13 protein-coding genes are annotated in these 16,993 nt (G+C 47.5%); 5 read left to right on the forward strand and 8 right to left on the reverse strand.

All coding sequences use genetic code 11. The annotated features are described in order from the left end of the window. The first annotated feature begins 103 nt into the window (after nt 1-103). Nucleotides 104-4,063, forward strand: a complete 3,960-nt coding sequence (locus H6626_04170; protein USN48293.1) for a hypothetical protein — start codon at nt 104-106, stop codon at nt 4,061-4,063. 56 nt (nt 4,064-4,119) lie between these two features. Here H6626_04170 and H6626_04175 read toward each other — a convergent pair whose 3' ends face one another. Then, entirely contained in the window at nt 4,120-5,088 is a 969-nt protein-coding gene (locus H6626_04175; GenBank protein ID USN48294.1) for a hypothetical protein, read from the reverse strand. Nucleotides 5,089-5,363: 275 nt separating this feature from the next. Between H6626_04175 and H6626_04180 the strand changes: the two genes are divergently transcribed. Then, complete coding sequence (locus tag H6626_04180) at nt 5,364-6,137, forward strand: ATP-binding cassette domain-containing protein (protein ID USN48295.1); 774 nt, start codon at nt 5,364-5,366, stop codon at nt 6,135-6,137. Further along, complete coding sequence (locus H6626_04185) at nt 6,127-7,002, forward strand: MBL fold metallo-hydrolase (protein USN48296.1); 876 nt, start codon at nt 6,127-6,129, stop codon at nt 7,000-7,002. Before H6626_04180 ends, H6626_04185 begins: the two co-directional genes overlap by 11 nt. A gap of 89 nt (nt 7,003-7,091) precedes the next feature. On the opposite strand, the gene H6626_04190 is transcribed toward H6626_04185, so the two are convergent. From H6626_04190 to H6626_04220, 7 genes are all read right to left on the reverse strand, one after another. Continuing rightward, a complete protein-coding gene (locus H6626_04190; GenBank protein USN48297.1) occupies nt 7,092-10,322 on the reverse strand; it encodes a cobalamin B12-binding domain-containing protein in 3,231 nt (1,076 codons plus the stop codon). A gap of 5 nt (nt 10,323-10,327) precedes the next feature. Continuing rightward, nucleotides 10,328-11,110, reverse strand: coding sequence for an enoyl-CoA hydratase/isomerase family protein (locus H6626_04195; protein USN48298.1), 783 nt, complete (start codon nt 11,108-11,110; stop codon nt 10,328-10,330). Nucleotides 11,111-11,124: 14 nt separating this feature from the next. After that, nucleotides 11,125-11,976: a 3-hydroxybutyryl-CoA dehydrogenase gene (locus H6626_04200; protein ID USN48299.1), complete on the reverse strand. Its 852-nt coding sequence runs from the start codon at nt 11,974-11,976 to the stop codon at nt 11,125-11,127. Between the two features lie 12 nt (nt 11,977-11,988). Continuing rightward, nucleotides 11,989-13,014, reverse strand: a complete 1,026-nt coding sequence (locus H6626_04205) for a hypothetical protein (protein ID USN48300.1) — start codon at nt 13,012-13,014, stop codon at nt 11,989-11,991. Next, nucleotides 13,011-13,799: a 1-acyl-sn-glycerol-3-phosphate acyltransferase gene (locus tag H6626_04210; GenBank protein USN48301.1), complete on the reverse strand. Its 789-nt coding sequence runs from the start codon at nt 13,797-13,799 to the stop codon at nt 13,011-13,013. Before H6626_04210 ends, H6626_04205 begins: the two co-directional genes overlap by 4 nt. Next, nucleotides 13,799-14,902: a TIGR04552 family protein gene (locus H6626_04215; GenBank protein ID USN48302.1), complete on the reverse strand. Its 1,104-nt coding sequence runs from the start codon at nt 14,900-14,902 to the stop codon at nt 13,799-13,801. The genes H6626_04210 and H6626_04215 overlap by 1 nt, the downstream gene beginning before the upstream one ends. A gap of 230 nt (nt 14,903-15,132) precedes the next feature. After that, a complete protein-coding gene (locus H6626_04220; protein ID USN48303.1) occupies nt 15,133-15,789 on the reverse strand; it encodes a hypothetical protein in 657 nt (218 codons plus the stop codon). A gap of 584 nt (nt 15,790-16,373) precedes the next feature. On the opposite strand from H6626_04220, the gene H6626_04225 reads away from it, so the two are divergent. Together H6626_04225 and H6626_04230 are read left to right on the forward strand one after the other, a co-directional pair. Then, a complete protein-coding gene (locus H6626_04225) occupies nt 16,374-16,694 on the forward strand; it encodes a hypothetical protein (protein USN48304.1) in 321 nt (106 codons plus the stop codon). 10 nt (nt 16,695-16,704) lie between these two features. Next, complete coding sequence (locus H6626_04230; GenBank protein ID USN48305.1) at nt 16,705-16,953, forward strand: hypothetical protein; 249 nt, start codon at nt 16,705-16,707, stop codon at nt 16,951-16,953. Nucleotides 16,954-16,993 lie beyond the last annotated feature (40 nt).

The following is a 16,993-nucleotide window of genomic DNA, read 5'->3' on the forward strand; positions in this document are numbered from 1 at the left end:
GTTTGCAGGACAGACTGACACCACTTTTAACACCCACCATGTAAATTTGTAAAAATTTGCATGAATCAACACTAAACCACGCGGTGAAGGGGCAATAAAGGGAATGACTCAGCAAAAAGTTGTACGTGTATGGTGGTTGGCGAATTCGGGGTTCAGACAACAACTGACTTCTTGGAGCTTAAAGCGCCAACTGGGACGAAGACGCCTTCTCAGTGTCTTAATGAGTGGGATCGTCGCTCTGACGGGATTTCCCACCTATGCCACCCCCAAAGGGCCGGCCTCCCGGCTTCTGGAGCTGGAATCAGCGCACTCTCCCCAAGTTATTAGCGACATCAAACGCCACAATGCCGTGGCTGAAGCTCTTTACAGTCGAAATCTAAATGATATCCCTGAAAACATTATTGACCCGGTCCGGTTGCGTGGGCAGCTTCTCATCGATGAAACAGACAAGCATGTCTACCACCTTGGGGTGGCCAGCGAATACATCCCACCTATTGTTTATGATGGACTTCACTTTGAAGTAAAAGACGGCGGACTCGTCATCCAAGCCATCCGTGATGAACGCATTGTGGGTGTGCATGTTATCCCCAATCTCAATTTAAAATCAGTCATCCGCAGTAAAGAGCTTGTGGTCATGCTCACAGAAGAAGGACATATTGAAGTGATCGATATGGGCCTTGTGATTCTTTACGCCTTTGGCAAAACTCCAGGCCCACTGCCCGTTTTTAGAGCTTACACACGCTCAGAAACCTCTCTCATGGAGTTGCCTGTGCAAACAGACAACCTCAAGATCGCATTTTTGCATAGAGGCCTTAAGCCCTTTGTAGAACAAGAAGTGGCTTCTATTCTAGCTCACCCCGAGACAGCCACATCACGAAAAATCATACCTAGAGATAACAACGGACAACCCCTGATGGCCGCCTACGACGTGGTTGTTTATTCTGAACATGAAAACCACAGGGAATTTCATGGGCTGTTGAGCAAAAGAGCATTGGATCAAAGAGTGCTTGAAGGCCTCACCCATTTGGGCGTCATCACCATGGCGTTTGCTCAGGCGGGTCACGGGCAACGACTGGGTGAAAAGATAGCCAATATTCTGCAAGTGCATCAACAACCTGGAGAAGATGACCCTGTCGGACATCTACTAAAAAACTTAGCTGAACAAAATCAAAAGGCGAAGTCAGAAGAGCTCATACAAAAGCTCTTAACCGGCGACAATCTCACTCGCGAATATCTTGCCAATACCAGTCGCGAAGAGTTTAGAACTATCATCAACCGTCTAGTCACCGTAAAGGGTCGAATGGATCAGGCCAACAGCGGCCGCCCCCAAGATCTTTTCAATATGATGCAATGGATCTCTTCGTTTAAAGTCATCGAAGATCAGGCAAAAAAAGAGCAAGACGCCATCAAGCAGTCCGTTGCGGAAATCGATGCCCAACTGCAATCCATTGAAAAACACAGCTCCCTATTTAGCCGAAAAAAGAACGCTCTCCCGCTTAGAGAACAAAAAGAGGCTCTAGAACATCGGTCGGCTCAACTGGAGCAAGAATCTCAAGACCAACAGTACACGACGTCTTATCAGAGTCTTTTGCGAGATGCGCATAGTGATACGATTTCGTCCACTGTGAAAGAAGAAAAAGTGCGTTGGTATAAAAAATTAGCCAACAAGACCACCGCAAAAATTGCTGCCATCACGAGCAGCGCTGCTCTAGGTACCTGGGCCGCCTACCACACCTCTGATACCGTAGCCACTGAGATGACCCTCATGCTCAACTGGGCCTATCAGCATATTCCTGAAGTCTTACTTGAACCTTCATACGTCTGGCCAGGATTGGCCCTCGGCTTACCTTTGTTGGTTTTGGTGCCCGTGTACGTGCGCATGCTCGGCACCTATTCAATACCAGCGTTAAAGTACATTCAATTGGGAATAGCCAAAAGCCTGCCCATGGCCCATGGGCAATTTAAAGAACGCCTCCGAGTGGCATCAAGTCGTCTTAAAAAAATCGTCGATAAATACGGCTCTATGGACGTGTTAAGCCGACTTTCTACTTGGAACTTCCGGGCCCACGGTTTTGTAGCTGTCCCGCTGTACCATTCGCTGGCCCATATATTAAAGCAGCCCACGTTAGAGGCCATGCGAAAAGGTATTAATCCTTTCAAACGGGTTTATGGAAACTCCAAAGAAGGTGAGATTCTTGGTCTCGACGAAAATGAAAGTCTTGCTGTGGGCTTTAGAAACCCTGTCAAAAAGAGTGCTGAATCCAAGGCCAAGGATGCCAAACAAATGCGCGCTATTGAAGTTTTAGCTGCTGAACAAAGTCGTGCCCGAGTTTTATCTCGAAATCTGGCCGCCCTTGTTCTTTTGCACGAATCAAAAGCCGATAGCCAACACATTTTGGAGCTACTGAAAGGGGGCATTGATCTTTCTGACGTCATTAAGATCTATGACAACAAGTCTCTGCAAAAAAAGTGGGACGCCACCTCAACAGCTCTCGAATCTTACCTCCTCCATTTGCTTGAGACCGACGAAGGCTATGATTTTCGAAATCTATCAATGGATCAGGCGCAAGAGCTCATCCGACTCACTCAAGCTGTCGTTAAACAACCTAAAAGCGCCACTAGCGAACAGGTGAAACAGTTTAAAGTGCGGTGGTCTAATTTATCTCGATCCACACTTAAGGGCATTGGTAATTTTGGCCTCTATGAGTTCTTACTTTCACGAACCCTGACGGCCGACAAAACCATTGCAAAACAACAATGGGAAGAGTTTGTCTCGGACAACTTCCTCGTCGCTGTTGTTTACGCTCTCGTCGGCGAACGGGCTGATTTGAGCCGCCCCGAAGATTTAGCTCACCAGGCCGAATTCCCTTACGTGACGCCACCGCACTTGGCCGATGAAGCTCACAACTGGATTCTCCACTTTTTCATCGCAGGCCCGCGCCGACTGCTGACACTACAAGCGCCGCATGTTGAAAAAGAAAAGAACTACTCACCCATTGAACAGCTGTTGCTCGAGCAAACAGTGCGACCGGAGTCGTTTGGCGTGGGCATGTATCAATGGATTGTGGGATTGTTTCATTTCACGAAGACTAATATGGGAGCCTACTATATTCGGGATAGCTGGAAGCGAATAACCACGATTCAGGCTTATTTTATTTCCTCTGTGTTTTTCCGCCTGGCCTTAACTGACCAGAATTTTCACATGGCTAGTATGGCCTTTTTATTGGTCTTTGTTTGGGCCGAACTCGCCTACGGGTGGCCATGGACACCTATAGGTCGAGGCACCACCTACGAACAAGAGCGTGTGGGTGAAAACCGCCAAAACATGAAAGATCCCATAGATGATCTGGTGTACGCGTTGCGATCGGGCTCTGACGAAGAAATTAAGACCGAACTCCTTCGTGTTATTGAGCAACAAAGAGACATGGACGGCAAGGCTCGCAAAGACTTAAAAAATGAGTTAAACACAATCAACAGCTGGCTGAGTAAACCCAATGACCAAGCCCTTGATGCCTCAAATATAGTGAAAGCCCTGAAGGATGCGGAGCGATCACCTGTATTTGGCGCTCTTTCTGAATTGATGGCCGCCCAAAGGTCCGGAGACGAAGAACTCGCTAAACAAGCCTACTTGCGACTGCAAATTGCTGTGCAAGAGTCTAAGGATTCCGATGGGTTCAGAGCCTTAGTTGAAGAACTACGCCCGTATGCACTGGCGGCTGCAGACCAGGGGTTATTAACACCACCAAGAGCTAATGGCGCCAACGACAACATCTACAAAGTGGCCACCTGGGGATTTGGCGCATTTCTTACCACTTTCCTCTCGATCCCGTTGGCAGTAGCGTCGTTTGACGAGAAGTACCTCACCTGGGAGTATGTGGGTCTTGGGGTGCTGGCCACTTACGTGGTCTTTTTGCCCACAGTATTTGCCGTAACTGGCAAAACGCCCTGGGAAAAAGTGTACATTCCCAGCGCAAAAAAGGCAGCCGCTCAAATTAAGAAGAAAAAACAAGCTGTAGTGAGTTGGTGCTCGAGCCTACTTAAACAAAACAACAAAACTGAATAAAATACCCAAGGCCCACTTTAAAAAACCTTTAAGTGGGCGGTTTCGACTACATTGATCTACTGGTACAAATGCAACAGCCGCTCAATATCACGAGAACTCAGGCCGCCTTGTGTGGGGTTGATGGTTTTGTCAGTTTTAGATTTGAGAGTGATCAGATCCGGCGATTTGGCAAAGCCCGATGCGGGGTACAACATCACCGACTCGTAATCAAATTCAAATACCGACCCCACAAAGTCATGGACAAAACTATCTGGCGCCTCTTCAAATTGAATTTCTCGCCCCGGCTGAATGTTTTCCCAAAGCACCTCAACATACTCATCTCGCCCCTTACGAGCATGCTCATGCACAAATCCTAGGGCGTGCATGATTTCATGCAACACTTCTGTAAACCCGCACTGAGGGGCCAACAAAATGGGCTGATGCCCGCCCACGCTACCCAAATAAGAGTAGCAACCTTCGTCGTCTGGAACAAAGGCGATGGCATCTTCTTGCCCCGAAAAAGGCACTAACTGAACGGCCCCTAAGGAGTTGATGTACTCGACGGCGTCCCGAACCAATTGTTGCTGTTGAACCTCAGGATGAATAAAAAAAGGAATGTCCCGAGTCGCCCACAATCGACGAGGCGGCGGTTTAAAAATACCCACCTTGCCTTTAAACTCGGATTGAATCTTTCCCAGGATCATATCCCCACCGGTGATCGCAAGCCCGTCATCGCGCAGAGAAAAACTCACATGCCCGACCGGCAACGTCACACCGGTTTTTTTTGAAGTCGAAGTGGACGCCGATACCGGCGGCTTCACCGTATCCAGAACGGGTTGATTGGCCACAAGCAGGGATTTAACGGTAAGATCCTTCACAGGAACCGTTTCCACCTTTGCCGCCTTTGGCTTAACCTCCAAAACAGGAACATTCTCCGAACTGTCCACCGGCTCATCAGCATCTTCCAGAAACACGCCCCACAGCAGCCACCCCAACAAGGCAAACACAACCAACATTAACCAAAAATCTCGACTTTGACTCTTCATCAGGACCTCAATGTTAGTTGAAATACCAAAGCAAAACCAGTACGGTAAAATAAATGTGGCAGGACTCCGAGACGTAACCACAACGCATCAAAGAGGGGGGCGCCCGCTCCATCGGCGTCCTCCCGATGTGCATGGCGTATCCGGGTTGCGGCACGTAGTGACGCAATCCGAAGACGACATGCGGCCACTCGGGCCGGCGCCGATGGAGCGGGCGCCCCCCTCTTTGATGCGTTGTGGTTACGTCTCGGGCCCCGTTTTCCATCGAAGGATCTTGAATGACCACTCCCGTGATTGAACTTCAAAATGTCACCATCGAACTCGGTGGACAAATCATTCTTGAAGATATTAGTCTACAAGTGATGCCCGGCGAATGCCTGGTTGTGGTCGGCCCCAGCGGACAAGGCAAGACGGTTTTACTTAAGACCATTGTGGGCATTTATAAACCAAAAACCGGTCGTGTTTTCATCAATGGCCAAGATCTCAACTCCTTTACTCAAAGAGAAAAACGAGAACTCGCTCGTCGGGTAGGCATGCTGTTTCAACAGAATGCCCTTTTTGATTCATTGACCGCTGTTGAGAATGTGGCTTTCCCTATCCGTGAACACACTACGATGAGCGATGTGGATGTGGTGTTTAAGTCCGCTTATTTTCTAAAAGCCGTAGGCCTTGAGGATTCCGCGTTTAAGTATCCCCACGAATTAAGTGGAGGCATGCAGCGACGCCTGGGTATTGCCCGAGCCCTGGCTCTTGACCCAGACATTGTTCTTTACGATGACCCAACAGCAGGGCAAGATCCCATTCGCAGTGATAATATGGCGCAACTGATCTTGAAGTTAAAGCAAAGCAACAACGGTACCATTGTTGTGGTGACCAACGATATGTTTGTGGCCTACGAGATGGCCGACCGAATTATCATGGTGACCCAACGACAAATCATCGACACTGGCACAGTCGAGCAAACAAAATCCTGCCCCGAACCTCGAGTGCAGCAGTTTATTAACGGTCAACTCACTGGGCCTCTCACTGAAAACGGCACTTATGTTCTCTAAACGAAAACAAAAAAACAATGCCTGGACTTGGACGTTTCACCAACGGGAATACTCGGGCCTGAACATACTAGGAGCTTCCATTGCTGGCGTTCACACCTGCTTTATTATACCTGACCTCAAAGTGAGCTTTGATGTGGGACAAGGCCTTCCATTTGCTTTAAATATGCAGACTTTTTTGATTTCACATGGACATATGGATCATGCGGCCGGCATCCCCTACATCATCTCTCAAAAAGCCTTAACCAGTCAAAAACCGGGTCGCTTCTATATGCCCGAACACATGCTTGAACCCATGGACCACATCATGAAGTCATGGCAGCGCATGGAAGGGCATCATTATGAGTATGACTTTGTAGGGAACAAAGCCGAGACCTTCTACGACATCAATGCGATTTATGGATTTAAGATTTTCCCCACTTTTCACCGTATTCCCTCAAACGGCTACACCATTTTCAGAAAAAACAAAAAGTTAAAAAAAGAATTTGAATCACTCAACCGATTTGAACTTATCGAGCTCAGAAAAAAGGGCGTTGAACTTGAGGAACACATAACGAATCCCCTGATTTCGTTTACAGGCGACACAAAAATTGAATTCCTAGACGGATGCTCTTGGCTTAAAAAATCACAAACTCTGTTTCTAGAGGTCACTTACGCTGAGGGCAACAAAACCGTACAAGATGCCAGAGACTGGGGACACATCCATATCGACGAGGTCCTGCCTCGACTCCCCGATCTCGAATGCGAAAAGATTGTGCTCATCCATCTTTCCAGTCGCCATCGCCTAAAAGATGTGGATGATTTTCTATCTCGAAAGCTGGATCGGGAGATGCGAAGCCGCGTTGATATTTTTCCGGTGGAATCGTAAACCAACAATGGTCTAGCTATGAAACATAATAAAGCAAGCACCAAGCAGAACACCAAGGCCACACGAAAACTATAAAAAAAATAACTGAATTACAAATTTCTGCGATACTGTCCGCCCACCTCATACAGGGCTTGCGACATCTGATGAAGGGTGCAATATCTTGAAGCTCGCATTAGGGCCGCAAATACATTGCCGCCACCGATGGCCTCTTTTCTTAAGTGAGCCAATTCACGCTCAGCTTCTGTTTTATGAGCTTGTTGGAACTCTCGCGTGCGGTCAAGCTGCAGGTTTTTTTCTTCAAGGCTCGCTCTGGCTAGCTCAATTTTCGGAGGCACGTATCCATCTTCAAGGGTTTTCGGGTTTATAAAAGTATTCACCCCCACAATAGGTAAATCACCTGAGTGTTTTAAAGATTCATAGTAAAGCGACTCTTCTTGAATTTTACCACGTTGATATTGAGTTTCCATAGCACCTAAAACCCCACCTCGCTCGCTCAACCGTAGAAATTCATCTAGGACGGCTTCTTCCACTTCGTCTGTCAACCACTCTACAAAATAACTTCCCTGCATGGGATTTTCGTTTTTTGCCATTCCGAACTCGCGATTTATAATCATTTGAATGGCCTGAGCTCGGCGCACGGATTCTTCTGTGGGTGTGGTGATGGCCTCATCGTAGGCGTTGGTGTGAAGGGAGTTGCAATTGTCATTGATCGCAATCAAAGCCTGTAGCGTGGTTCTAATATCGTTAAAATCTATTTCTTGAGCATGTAAAGATCGACCGCTGGTTTGAATATGATACTTCAATTTCTGTGATCGCTCATTACCTTGATAAAGATCTCTAATGGCGATGGACCAGATCCTTCGCGCCACCCGTCCAATCACGGTGTATTCTGGATCAAGTCCATTACTAAAAAAGAACGACAAATTAGGGGCAAATTGATCAATATCCAAACCTCGGCTCAGGTAATACTCCACATAAGTGAACGCGTTACTCAAGGTGAGGGCCAGCTGGGTGATCGGATTGGCTCCGGCCTCTGCAATGTGATAACCCGAAATGCTAACCGAATAAAAGTTACGAATGTCATTGCCAACGAAATACTCTTGAATATCACCCATCATCTTAAGTGCAAAGTCGATTGAAAATATACACGTGTTCTGACCCTGATCTTCTTTTAAAATATCAGCCTGAACCGTGCCCCTCACCTGACTCATCGTGGATTTTTCAATGTCACTACGCTCACCCGGAGTGAGCTCTCGCCCCTGCTCGGCCTGTGCTTTTTCGACTTGCTGGTCTATGGCGGTGTTCATAAAAAAAGCAAGCATCATCGGCGCCGGACCATTAATAGTCATACTGACGCTGGTGCGAGGGTCGCACAGATCAAAACCCTGATAGAGCCTCTTCATGTCATCCAGGGTTGCTATGCTCACTCCACTTTCGCCCACTTTGCCGAAGATATCTGGCCGCTCATGGGGATCTTCCCCATACAAGGTCACGCTGTCAAAAGCCGTTGAGAGTCTTTTCACATCACTGTCTTTACTTAAAAAATGAAACCGTCTGTTGGTTCGCTCTGGCGGGCCCTCTCCGGCAAACTGTCGTGTGGGATCTTCGCCTTCCCGCCTTAATGGAAACACACCTGCCGTATAAGGAAATTCTCCCGGTACATTTTCTAGGCGCAAATAGCGCAACCGATCACCCCAGTCCGTTATTCTTGGCACAACCACGCGGGGGATGGGCAGACCCGATAAACTGAGCCGCGTAAGGGGTTGGCGTATTTCCTTTCCGCGGACATGATAGACCAAAGCATCACCCGAGTATTGCTCTTGCAACTTTGGAAATTGATCGAGATCTTCTAGATCTTTTTTTGAAAGTTTTGCCTCAACCTCAGATGTGTCTAATCCGAGCTTTTTGCGCGCTCCCAACTCACTAGCAACTTCCGCTTTTTCATTCACCTGCTTTTTGTATTGGCGCACGGAGTGCGTGATTTCAGCCAAATAGTTTTGTCGGTCCGCAGGAACAATAGTCTGTTTTTGGGAACCTCTAAACTCGGACCGAGCCAAATCCGAAAGTTTCCATCCGGGATCCACGGCCGACACTTGCTTTTTCACGCATTCAGACAGTTTTTCGCAGAGGCCAAAAAATAAATCATTAACGCCACTGTCATTAAAATTAGAGGCCTGTGTGAGAAAAACCGGGACCGTTTCTTCAGTATGAAAGAGCTTTCGAGATCTTTTATACTGCTTGATCACATCGCGGTGGGCATCTTGTGACCCCCGATGATCGGCCTTGTTAATGGCTATAAGGTCGGCATAGTCGATCATGTCGATTTTCTCAAGCTGACTTTGGGCACCAAACTCTGAAGTCATCACGTACAAACTGAGATCTGACACTTCGGTGATGGCCGAGCTGGCTTGTCCTATTCCCGAAGACTCTGCGATCAAAAGATCGAAATCTAGCGTTTTTAGAAAATCTAAAATCGGAGGCAAGGCTTTGGAGATTTCACTTCCTGACCCTCTTGATGCCACAGAACGCATAAAAGTACCTGCGCGACTCAGTGAATTCATTCGGATGCGATCGCCCAACAGCGAACCTCCTGTCCGCCTCTTTGTGGGATCCACGCACACAATCCCGACCTTCACTCCAGGCAAGGAGTTCAATAGTCTTTGCACCAACTCATCCACCAAACTGGATTTTCCAGCGCCCCCAGTTCCTGTGACACCTAAGACCAGTGGTGTTTTTTTATCTGATCGACGAAATGGACCCAATGCTGATTTAAAGCCCTCTAACGACTCCCCATTTTCAATCGCGCTGATGGCTAAGCCTAAATCTCGATGAGGAATGCTATTTCCCAAAAACTCCTTTGGCGCTGCTTTCACCGGATCAACGGATTTCGGAACAACGAAGTCACATTCACGAATAATCATTTCGATCATGCCCTCTAAACCAAGCCTGCGCCCATCGTCAGGATGAAAAATCTGCGCAATACCAAAGGCTTCTAGTTCCTGTTTTTCTTCGTGGATGATCACGCCGCCCCCACCACCGAAAATACGCACATAACCAGCTCCGCTTTGCTCGAGCAGGTCTTTCATGTATTTAAAGTACTCCATGTGGCCGCCCTGATAGGAACTCACGGCAATACCTTGAGCCCCCTCCTGCAGTGCCGTTGTCACCACATCAAAAACAGAGCGATTGTGGCCCAAATGAATAACCTCGGCGCCCATATCTTGAAGCACTCTACGCATGATGTTGATGCTGGCATCATGTCCATCAAATAACGAGGCGGCTGTGACAATTCGAACAGGATGTTTGGGCTTATAAGACATACCAACTACTTTCCCGCAAACTGAGGGGGACGCTTTTCAATAAAGGCTTGAATACCTTCGTTGTGATCTTCTGTAGAAAAAGTATCTGCAAACAATTGAGCTTCAAGCTTCAGTGCTTCAAACTGAACTTTGTCATACCCTTCATTGATCACTCGCTTAGCGAGACCCAAGGCCACCGGCCCCCTAGAGGCGATGGTCTTTGCAAGCTCCATGGCCGTAGGCAACACATCTTCTGGCTCCGTGAGTCTTGCAACCAATCCCCAATTCGAGGCCTCTTCTGCAGAAAACATATTTCCAGTGAGTGTCATCATACGAGCCACACCCTTACCTACAGAGCGAGCCAATCTCTGTGTTCCACCGTATCCAGGAATCAATCCCAAAGTCACCTCAGGCAAACCCATCTTGGCTTTACGACTGGCCACAATAAAATCACAAGCTAAGGCCAGCTCCAGTCCGCCCCCCAGCGCAAACCCATTCACCGCGGCGATGCTGGGGATTTTACAGTCTTCTATCAGCTCCATAACTTTTTGGCCGCGCTCGGCCATTTCTAAAGCTTGCTCCGATGTCATCTCGGCCATTTCTTTAATGTCAGCGCCAGCAACAAAAGCCTTGTCACCCGAGCCTGTAACAACAAAACAACGAATGCTTCCGTCGGCTTTTATTTTTTCAACGCACTCACCAATTTCACGAATCACTTCGGCATTTAAAGCATTCAAGGCCTCGGGCCTATTGACTCGAAGAACTCCTACATTTTCATGTCTTTCAAACAAGAGGGTTTTAAATTCCATACTTTCCTCACCACTTATGAATAACTGTAAAATCCACGTCCCGATTTACGCCCTAGCCACCCGGCCTCCACATATTTAACAAGCAGCGGGCACGGACGATACTTTGTATCCCCAAGCCCCTCGTGCAAAACCTGCATAATGGCTAAACAGGTGTCCAATCCAATAAAATCGGCCAACGTCAATGGTCCCATGGGCTGGTTGGTCCCCAAAGTCATTGCAGAATCAATACCCTCTGGCTCAGCCACTCCCTCGTAGAGAGCATAAACAGCTTCGTTGATCATCGGCATTAAAATGCGATTCACCACAAAGCCGGGCATATCTCTGGCCTCCACAAAGGTTTTACCTAAAGCTTCAGAAAAATCTTTCACTTTTTTAAAAGTGTCGTCTGAGGTTTGCAGGCCACGAATGCCTTCCACCAACTTCATCAGCGGAACTGGATTCATAAAGTGCATGCCAGCCACCTTCTCGGGATGCTTTGTGGCTGCTGCTATTTTGGTAATCGAAATAGACGAAGTGTTGCTGCACAAAATGGCTGAATTGCCGCAGACGGCATCCACCTCAGAAAAAATCTTAAGCTTTAAGTCTACATTTTCGGTGGCAGCTTCAATGACCAAATCGCAACTGGCAAAATCTGAAAGTTTCGTGGTTGTTTTTATGCGGGAGAGCAATTGAGATTTTTCGTCGCCCGACATCTTTTCTTTTTTAATCAAGCGATCACAACTTCCCGCAATGGTAGAAATTCCTTTTTCAAGGGCCGCCTCAGACACGTCCATCATTATCACGTTGACTCCACGGCCGGCCACGACTTGGGCGATGCCATTTCCCATTTGCCCTGCGCCTATGACGCCCACATTTTTAAAACTCATAAACACTCCTTACTAAGGGTAGCGAAGACGCCATCCCGCTTCGAGCCGATCATCAAAGAGATCATTCTGCTCATCCACGTATTTGCTTCCTACAATATAAACACTAGATAGACCATAGCTGCTGTGCCGGGCCAGACCTAGAGAAAAAACCTGCGCAAGGTCGTCCGTCACCAAATCTGAGGCATCAAAGGCCTGGTACCGAAAAAGACCTGTCCACGACTCTTGCGCCTTATAATCTATATCTACATGGGCGAGCCAAAACCCCTCCACGGGGTCTGGCGATTGAATCACTGCCCCCATGGTGCCGGCCATTACAATATCCCAGGACTTTGAATACCACCTCGCATAAGCCTGGCCCATTCGCCATTTGGACTCGGCATTGGGATTAAACCCCACACCCGACCATGAGCTTCCTGATGTAGACAATGGATTCGTCTGGCCCGTCTGTGCCGACACCCCCCACTCGAAATCAAAATTGTTGCGCCGCCCCCAGTGGGCTGTAAACCACAACAACTGGTCTGCATTGGTAAACCCTTCGCCATTGTGGACAATTAATTCTGTGTAATAACCTTGATGCGAAAACTCGAGACTCAACCCCATGTCTCTTAGGCCCATCAGGCCTTTTTCATAGAGCAACGTCCGTGGACGCAGGATTTCTGATTCTTTCTGCTTCCCTTCGTAACCAAAACCCAAGGGCAACAGCCCCATTCGAACCTTGCCGTAAAGCCCCACGTACTCGGCGTATCCTTCGACAAAACCAAGAGCCTCGTCTAAACCATTTTGAGTATAAAACCCAGGTCGACTACGAAGCTCTAGCTCACCTAAGACCACCTTTGCTAGGATCTGATCATCCCAATTGTAAGACACGCCCAGACTTGAATCGCCCACACCAAACTCAGCTTGCCGGCCTTCTTTTCCCTGCAGAGTCGCCCGCACGTGCAGCTCAGAAAGTGTAAACTCCCCCACCGACTCCCGAGCCCATGTCACCGAACTAAAACAAGCCCAAAGGGCCACGCCAACAACGACTATTTGATTCATACTTCACCAGCTTTAATCAATTTCTCACCCTTTTGAAACGCCTCTATCATTTCTTTTTGCACTTGATTTTGCAACTCCGTAAGATTTTCGGCCTTCAATCCTTTGGTGCTGACCGGGGACAAAAACTCTACCGACACAGTTCTTCTCCATTGCCCCCACATGGCAAACAAACGACCCTTTTCAAGCACTCCATGCGCCCCAACAATTACCACAGGCACTATGGGAAACTGCCCATTGATGGCAAATAAGAACGGCCCCACTTTGAATCGAGGACCTACCTCCGGCTTGGTGTGGCGAGTGCCTTCGGCCGCCAATATGAATTTCTCACCCTTTTTTACTCGAGAAATGGCCTCTTCGTAGACTTTAAAAACAGCCTTTTTATCGTGCCTCACAATAGGCAAAACACCGGCCACCCGCATGGCGTGACCAAAAATAGGGAACTTAAAAAGCTCAATTTTTGCTCCAAATCGCACGGTTTGCGGCATGACTGAATGAAAAATAGGAATATCAAAATGACTGGAGTGATTAAAAATATATAAGCAGCCTTCGTCAGGAAGATTCTCTAAACCCCGAACCACCACTTTTATATTGAACATCCACATCATGGATTGCGACCAGGTTCGCACAAAAAAATCGCCCACTTTTTGGCTTCGAGTGACTAAAACCGCAACGATCATACACAATCCGTAGACAGCAATGATCGTCAACGTGGCTATTGAGGCCGTAAAACTGCGCAGGTAACTGATCCACCGAATTAACCACGGCGGCTGCGCACCCGTTGCCATCACTCTTCCCTTTGTCCTGACTCAGCCCACGCAAGAGTTCTCTGCCTGGCCGCTTTTTTCTGGCGCGCTTTGTATTTGTCGTGTGAGGCTTTGCCACTCAAGTTTTCAAGATAGGTTTGATAATCGACAATTTGCACTTCAAAGGGATAAAAGAATGTAAATGCGGGGCCTTGCCCTCCGTCGTTTTTCACACGAATCATACGACGGGTGATAAATTTAATAAACCTGTACTCAAGACTTGAGAAAGAATTCAGTTTCAATAGGTATTTGGCGTCTTCACGATGTCTCTCTAAACGTGCCACCAATCGCTGATCAATTTCTTCGGGAGTGATCTTTTGATCGCCCGTTAAGTTTTCCATCTCCTGTAAAAACAGATTTGTTGGGTAAAGGGTGTTGTTAGACTGATCGGGCACATTGTGAGGAATACACACAATGTTTTTTTCAGATAGATATCGCATCACCCGAAAGGCATCAAACAAATGCTTGGTGATAAACCTCACCCCGACCTTATCGAGAAGACTAAAGGCCACCACGTCAGGCTTTGCCAGAAGTTTTGTTATAGAAGACGAGGAGGTTTTAAACGCCTTCACATCGAACTTTTTAAGCACAATGGATTCAGGGTCAGAGGCCGGCCCCAGGGTCACACCCCGCACAGGATCGTTATAAATATGAGCTTGAATGGGCCGCAAAATCTGCTCTTGAATGGGCGAAGAAAACTTGGTGAACAGGTCACTATCTAAGTGAACCAAAACGTGCATGACCTTAAGCAATGCACAAGCCCAAGACTGCAATGAAGGCTCACGCCCGCCACGCTGGCTGGCATAAACCAACAGGTTACCAAGGTCTCCTAATTTTTTCGGATCAGCCAAAACATCGGGGATCTTCTCGTCTTCTGTGAGAATTTCTGAGCGCATGTAGGTAACAGCTCGTGAGTGGTAGCCATAGACCTTCTGTCGATCTTCTTCATTTCGCAGATCAAAACCATAGGAACGTGCAAATTCATAGGCTTGATCAAGATCATGAACATTCAGTCGAGGGATGGACAGCGAATAAAGCCCCCCCACTAACGAATTGAGTGTGTCTGCATCAAAGTTGAAATTCATGGAAAAAAGTCTAACTCAGAAAAACCAAAGGTGCCAGGTCGTGAGTTTTAACTACGGTGTGTTAGAAAAGGACTCTGACTAAAATATTGGCATCTTTGCACAGCGCATTGACGCCCGCTTTATCATTTTAAGAATTATTTATTCGGCAACGAGTACCCATGATGGGTCGAAGAAATTAAACTGATTCGCAAAGGGGATTTGGTATATTGTGTTGGGCTTTCGCCCACCACCTATTGACATCGAAACAAGTTACAGGCGTTAACTTCAAACCGACCTAATGAGCCTTGAGCCGGCGTGCCGCCATTCCAGTGGGCTGTGTTTTTGTAGCTCACATCACCAGTGATCATTCCACCCGTGCTCAACATGCCATAAAAAGTGACTGTTCCGTAGTTATCACCCACGGTGATTTCCACTTGATTGCCGTTCACTCGCCCGGTGGCATTACCCAAAGGAATTTCCAAACCGTAGCCGCCGTTCTCTAAGGCCACCGAGTCAAAAATAATTAAATTGATTTGACCGCCACGGATTTCGCTATTGGTGTATCCATAGGGATTGAACGACCCATTTTGAAGGTTCAGCTGACCATTAAAATAAAGTCCTGTGCCTTGAATATCCACATAGCCTAGAACCTGAAGAGGATCATTTGTCGCAGAAATAAATCCATCCACTCGATCTTGGAATGTGCCACCGTAGCCGCCATTATTATATATGTATCCTAAAGTGGACATGGAAACTTGGCTACCTGGAGCGCCTGGACTCACCGGACCGCCAACACCCACTCGATCACCGCGATACATATCAATTCGAGTTTTGCTTTTCTTATCTGAGCAAGCCGTAAGGGCTAGGCCCAAAATAGCTATCAATAAAATGTTGAGCGTGTTTTTCATCACTCTTCTCCTCGCATAAGCGTTTCAACAAAGAGAAAGGCAAGGAGCAGGCCTAAAAAAAGGCCTCAAGCCCCGCATAGATTCGATCTGGCGGCCGGTGGGCCAAAAGCCCCTTGGCGCTGCCACAGAGAGGCATCGGGCTGTCCATTTTTTAGACAGCCTATGGCCCCTGTCCATAGATGCGCTAATTCATGGCGGGCCGGCCAAAATATTATTAAATTATTCACACTGTGCTCGCTACCATGCGACACCGAATACACGCTTCGCCCACCATCCTGCCATACCTCAATCTGAAATTTAATTTTCTACCCGGGCAGAATTTTGTTATTTGGCATTGGATTAAAAAAACACTTCGTCAACCATGTGTCCCGCCTGACAAAACCGGAGCTTCACGTCCATATTCAAAATTCGACCCAGAGTTTTGTGTGGCAGCCCACATAAATTTCGACAAAGGCCCGAAGTTGGGCGCGACGAACCACCTATGCACCCAGAACAACTGAGTTTTTTTGCAACACATGATCCTATACACCTTGCCGATAAAAAAGCTGTATTATCAATATATTACACTATATAATGTATAGGATATGGCAGACGAAAAACCCACCCAGTACAGCCTCGAACTCACAGTCAACGGCCACAACGTCGAAATAGTTCTGATCGGACGCCACTATCTTGAAAAGCACGGCAGCTATTTGAACGACCAAATCATCTTAGATCTTGTTATGGCACTTGACGGTGGAGACTTCCCCCCAGACTCCATAACCAACGGCCTTGAGTATTATGCAGCCGACATCGAGTGGGGTGAACCCGCCAAGATCTATCGCCTGATATGGCTGTTTGAAGGCGCGAAACTGGAAATACTAGGCGTGGTGAGCGTCTATCGTCGCAAGACGCGAAAGAAATAATGGGGAATGCATGAAAACAAAATCAAAGCTTGAGAGCTTAACCAAAAAACAAATTGCCGAGATAGAAAGAAGTGCTGAACAACGCACAGACATACCCCTTTTGAAGTCGACACAAGTGAATATGCGTCTTCAGAGTGATACTCTGTTAAAAGCCAAGAAGTTGGCTGAGGCCCAAGGAGTGCCCTATACTTCTTTTTTAAAAAAGCTCTTGAAAGAAGACATTGATCGACTCTGGAAAGTCTTTAAAAAAGCCGAATAAGGCCCGCACCGGCCAATAGCGCACCTTAGACCGGCAACAG

The organism is Pseudobdellovibrionaceae bacterium (assembly GCA_023898385.1).
Classification (GTDB): domain Bacteria; phylum Bdellovibrionota; class Bdellovibrionia; order Bdellovibrionales; family UBA1609.

Excerpts from the sequence above, each read along its gene's own strand:
- H6626_04170 (USN48293.1), top strand. The coding sequence starts at position 104 with ATGACTCAGCAAAAAGTTGTACGTGTATGGTGGTTGGCGAATTCGGGG.
- H6626_04175 (USN48294.1), bottom strand. The coding sequence starts at position 5,088 with ATGAAGAGTCAAAGTCGAGATTTTTGGTTAATGTTGGTTGTGTTTGCC.
- H6626_04180 (USN48295.1), top strand. The coding sequence starts at position 5,364 with ATGACCACTCCCGTGATTGAACTTCAAAATGTCACCATCGAACTCGGT.
- H6626_04185 (USN48296.1), top strand. The coding sequence starts at position 6,127 with ATGTTCTCTAAACGAAAACAAAAAAACAATGCCTGGACTTGGACGTTT.
- H6626_04190 (USN48297.1), bottom strand. The coding sequence starts at position 10,322 with ATGTCTTATAAGCCCAAACATCCTGTTCGAATTGTCACAGCCGCCTCG.
- H6626_04195 (USN48298.1), bottom strand. The coding sequence starts at position 11,110 with ATGGAATTTAAAACCCTCTTGTTTGAAAGACATGAAAATGTAGGAGTT.
- H6626_04200 (USN48299.1), bottom strand. The coding sequence starts at position 11,976 with ATGAGTTTTAAAAATGTGGGCGTCATAGGCGCAGGGCAAATGGGAAAT.
- H6626_04205 (USN48300.1), bottom strand. The coding sequence starts at position 13,014 with ATGAATCAAATAGTCGTTGTTGGCGTGGCCCTTTGGGCTTGTTTTAGT.
- H6626_04210 (USN48301.1), bottom strand. The coding sequence starts at position 13,799 with ATGGCAACGGGTGCGCAGCCGCCGTGGTTAATTCGGTGGATCAGTTAC.
- H6626_04215 (USN48302.1), bottom strand. The coding sequence starts at position 14,902 with ATGAATTTCAACTTTGATGCAGACACACTCAATTCGTTAGTGGGGGGG.
- H6626_04220 (USN48303.1), bottom strand. The coding sequence starts at position 15,789 with ATGAAAAACACGCTCAACATTTTATTGATAGCTATTTTGGGCCTAGCC.
- H6626_04225 (USN48304.1), top strand. The coding sequence starts at position 16,374 with ATGGCAGACGAAAAACCCACCCAGTACAGCCTCGAACTCACAGTCAAC.
- H6626_04230 (USN48305.1), top strand. The coding sequence starts at position 16,705 with ATGAAAACAAAATCAAAGCTTGAGAGCTTAACCAAAAAACAAATTGCC.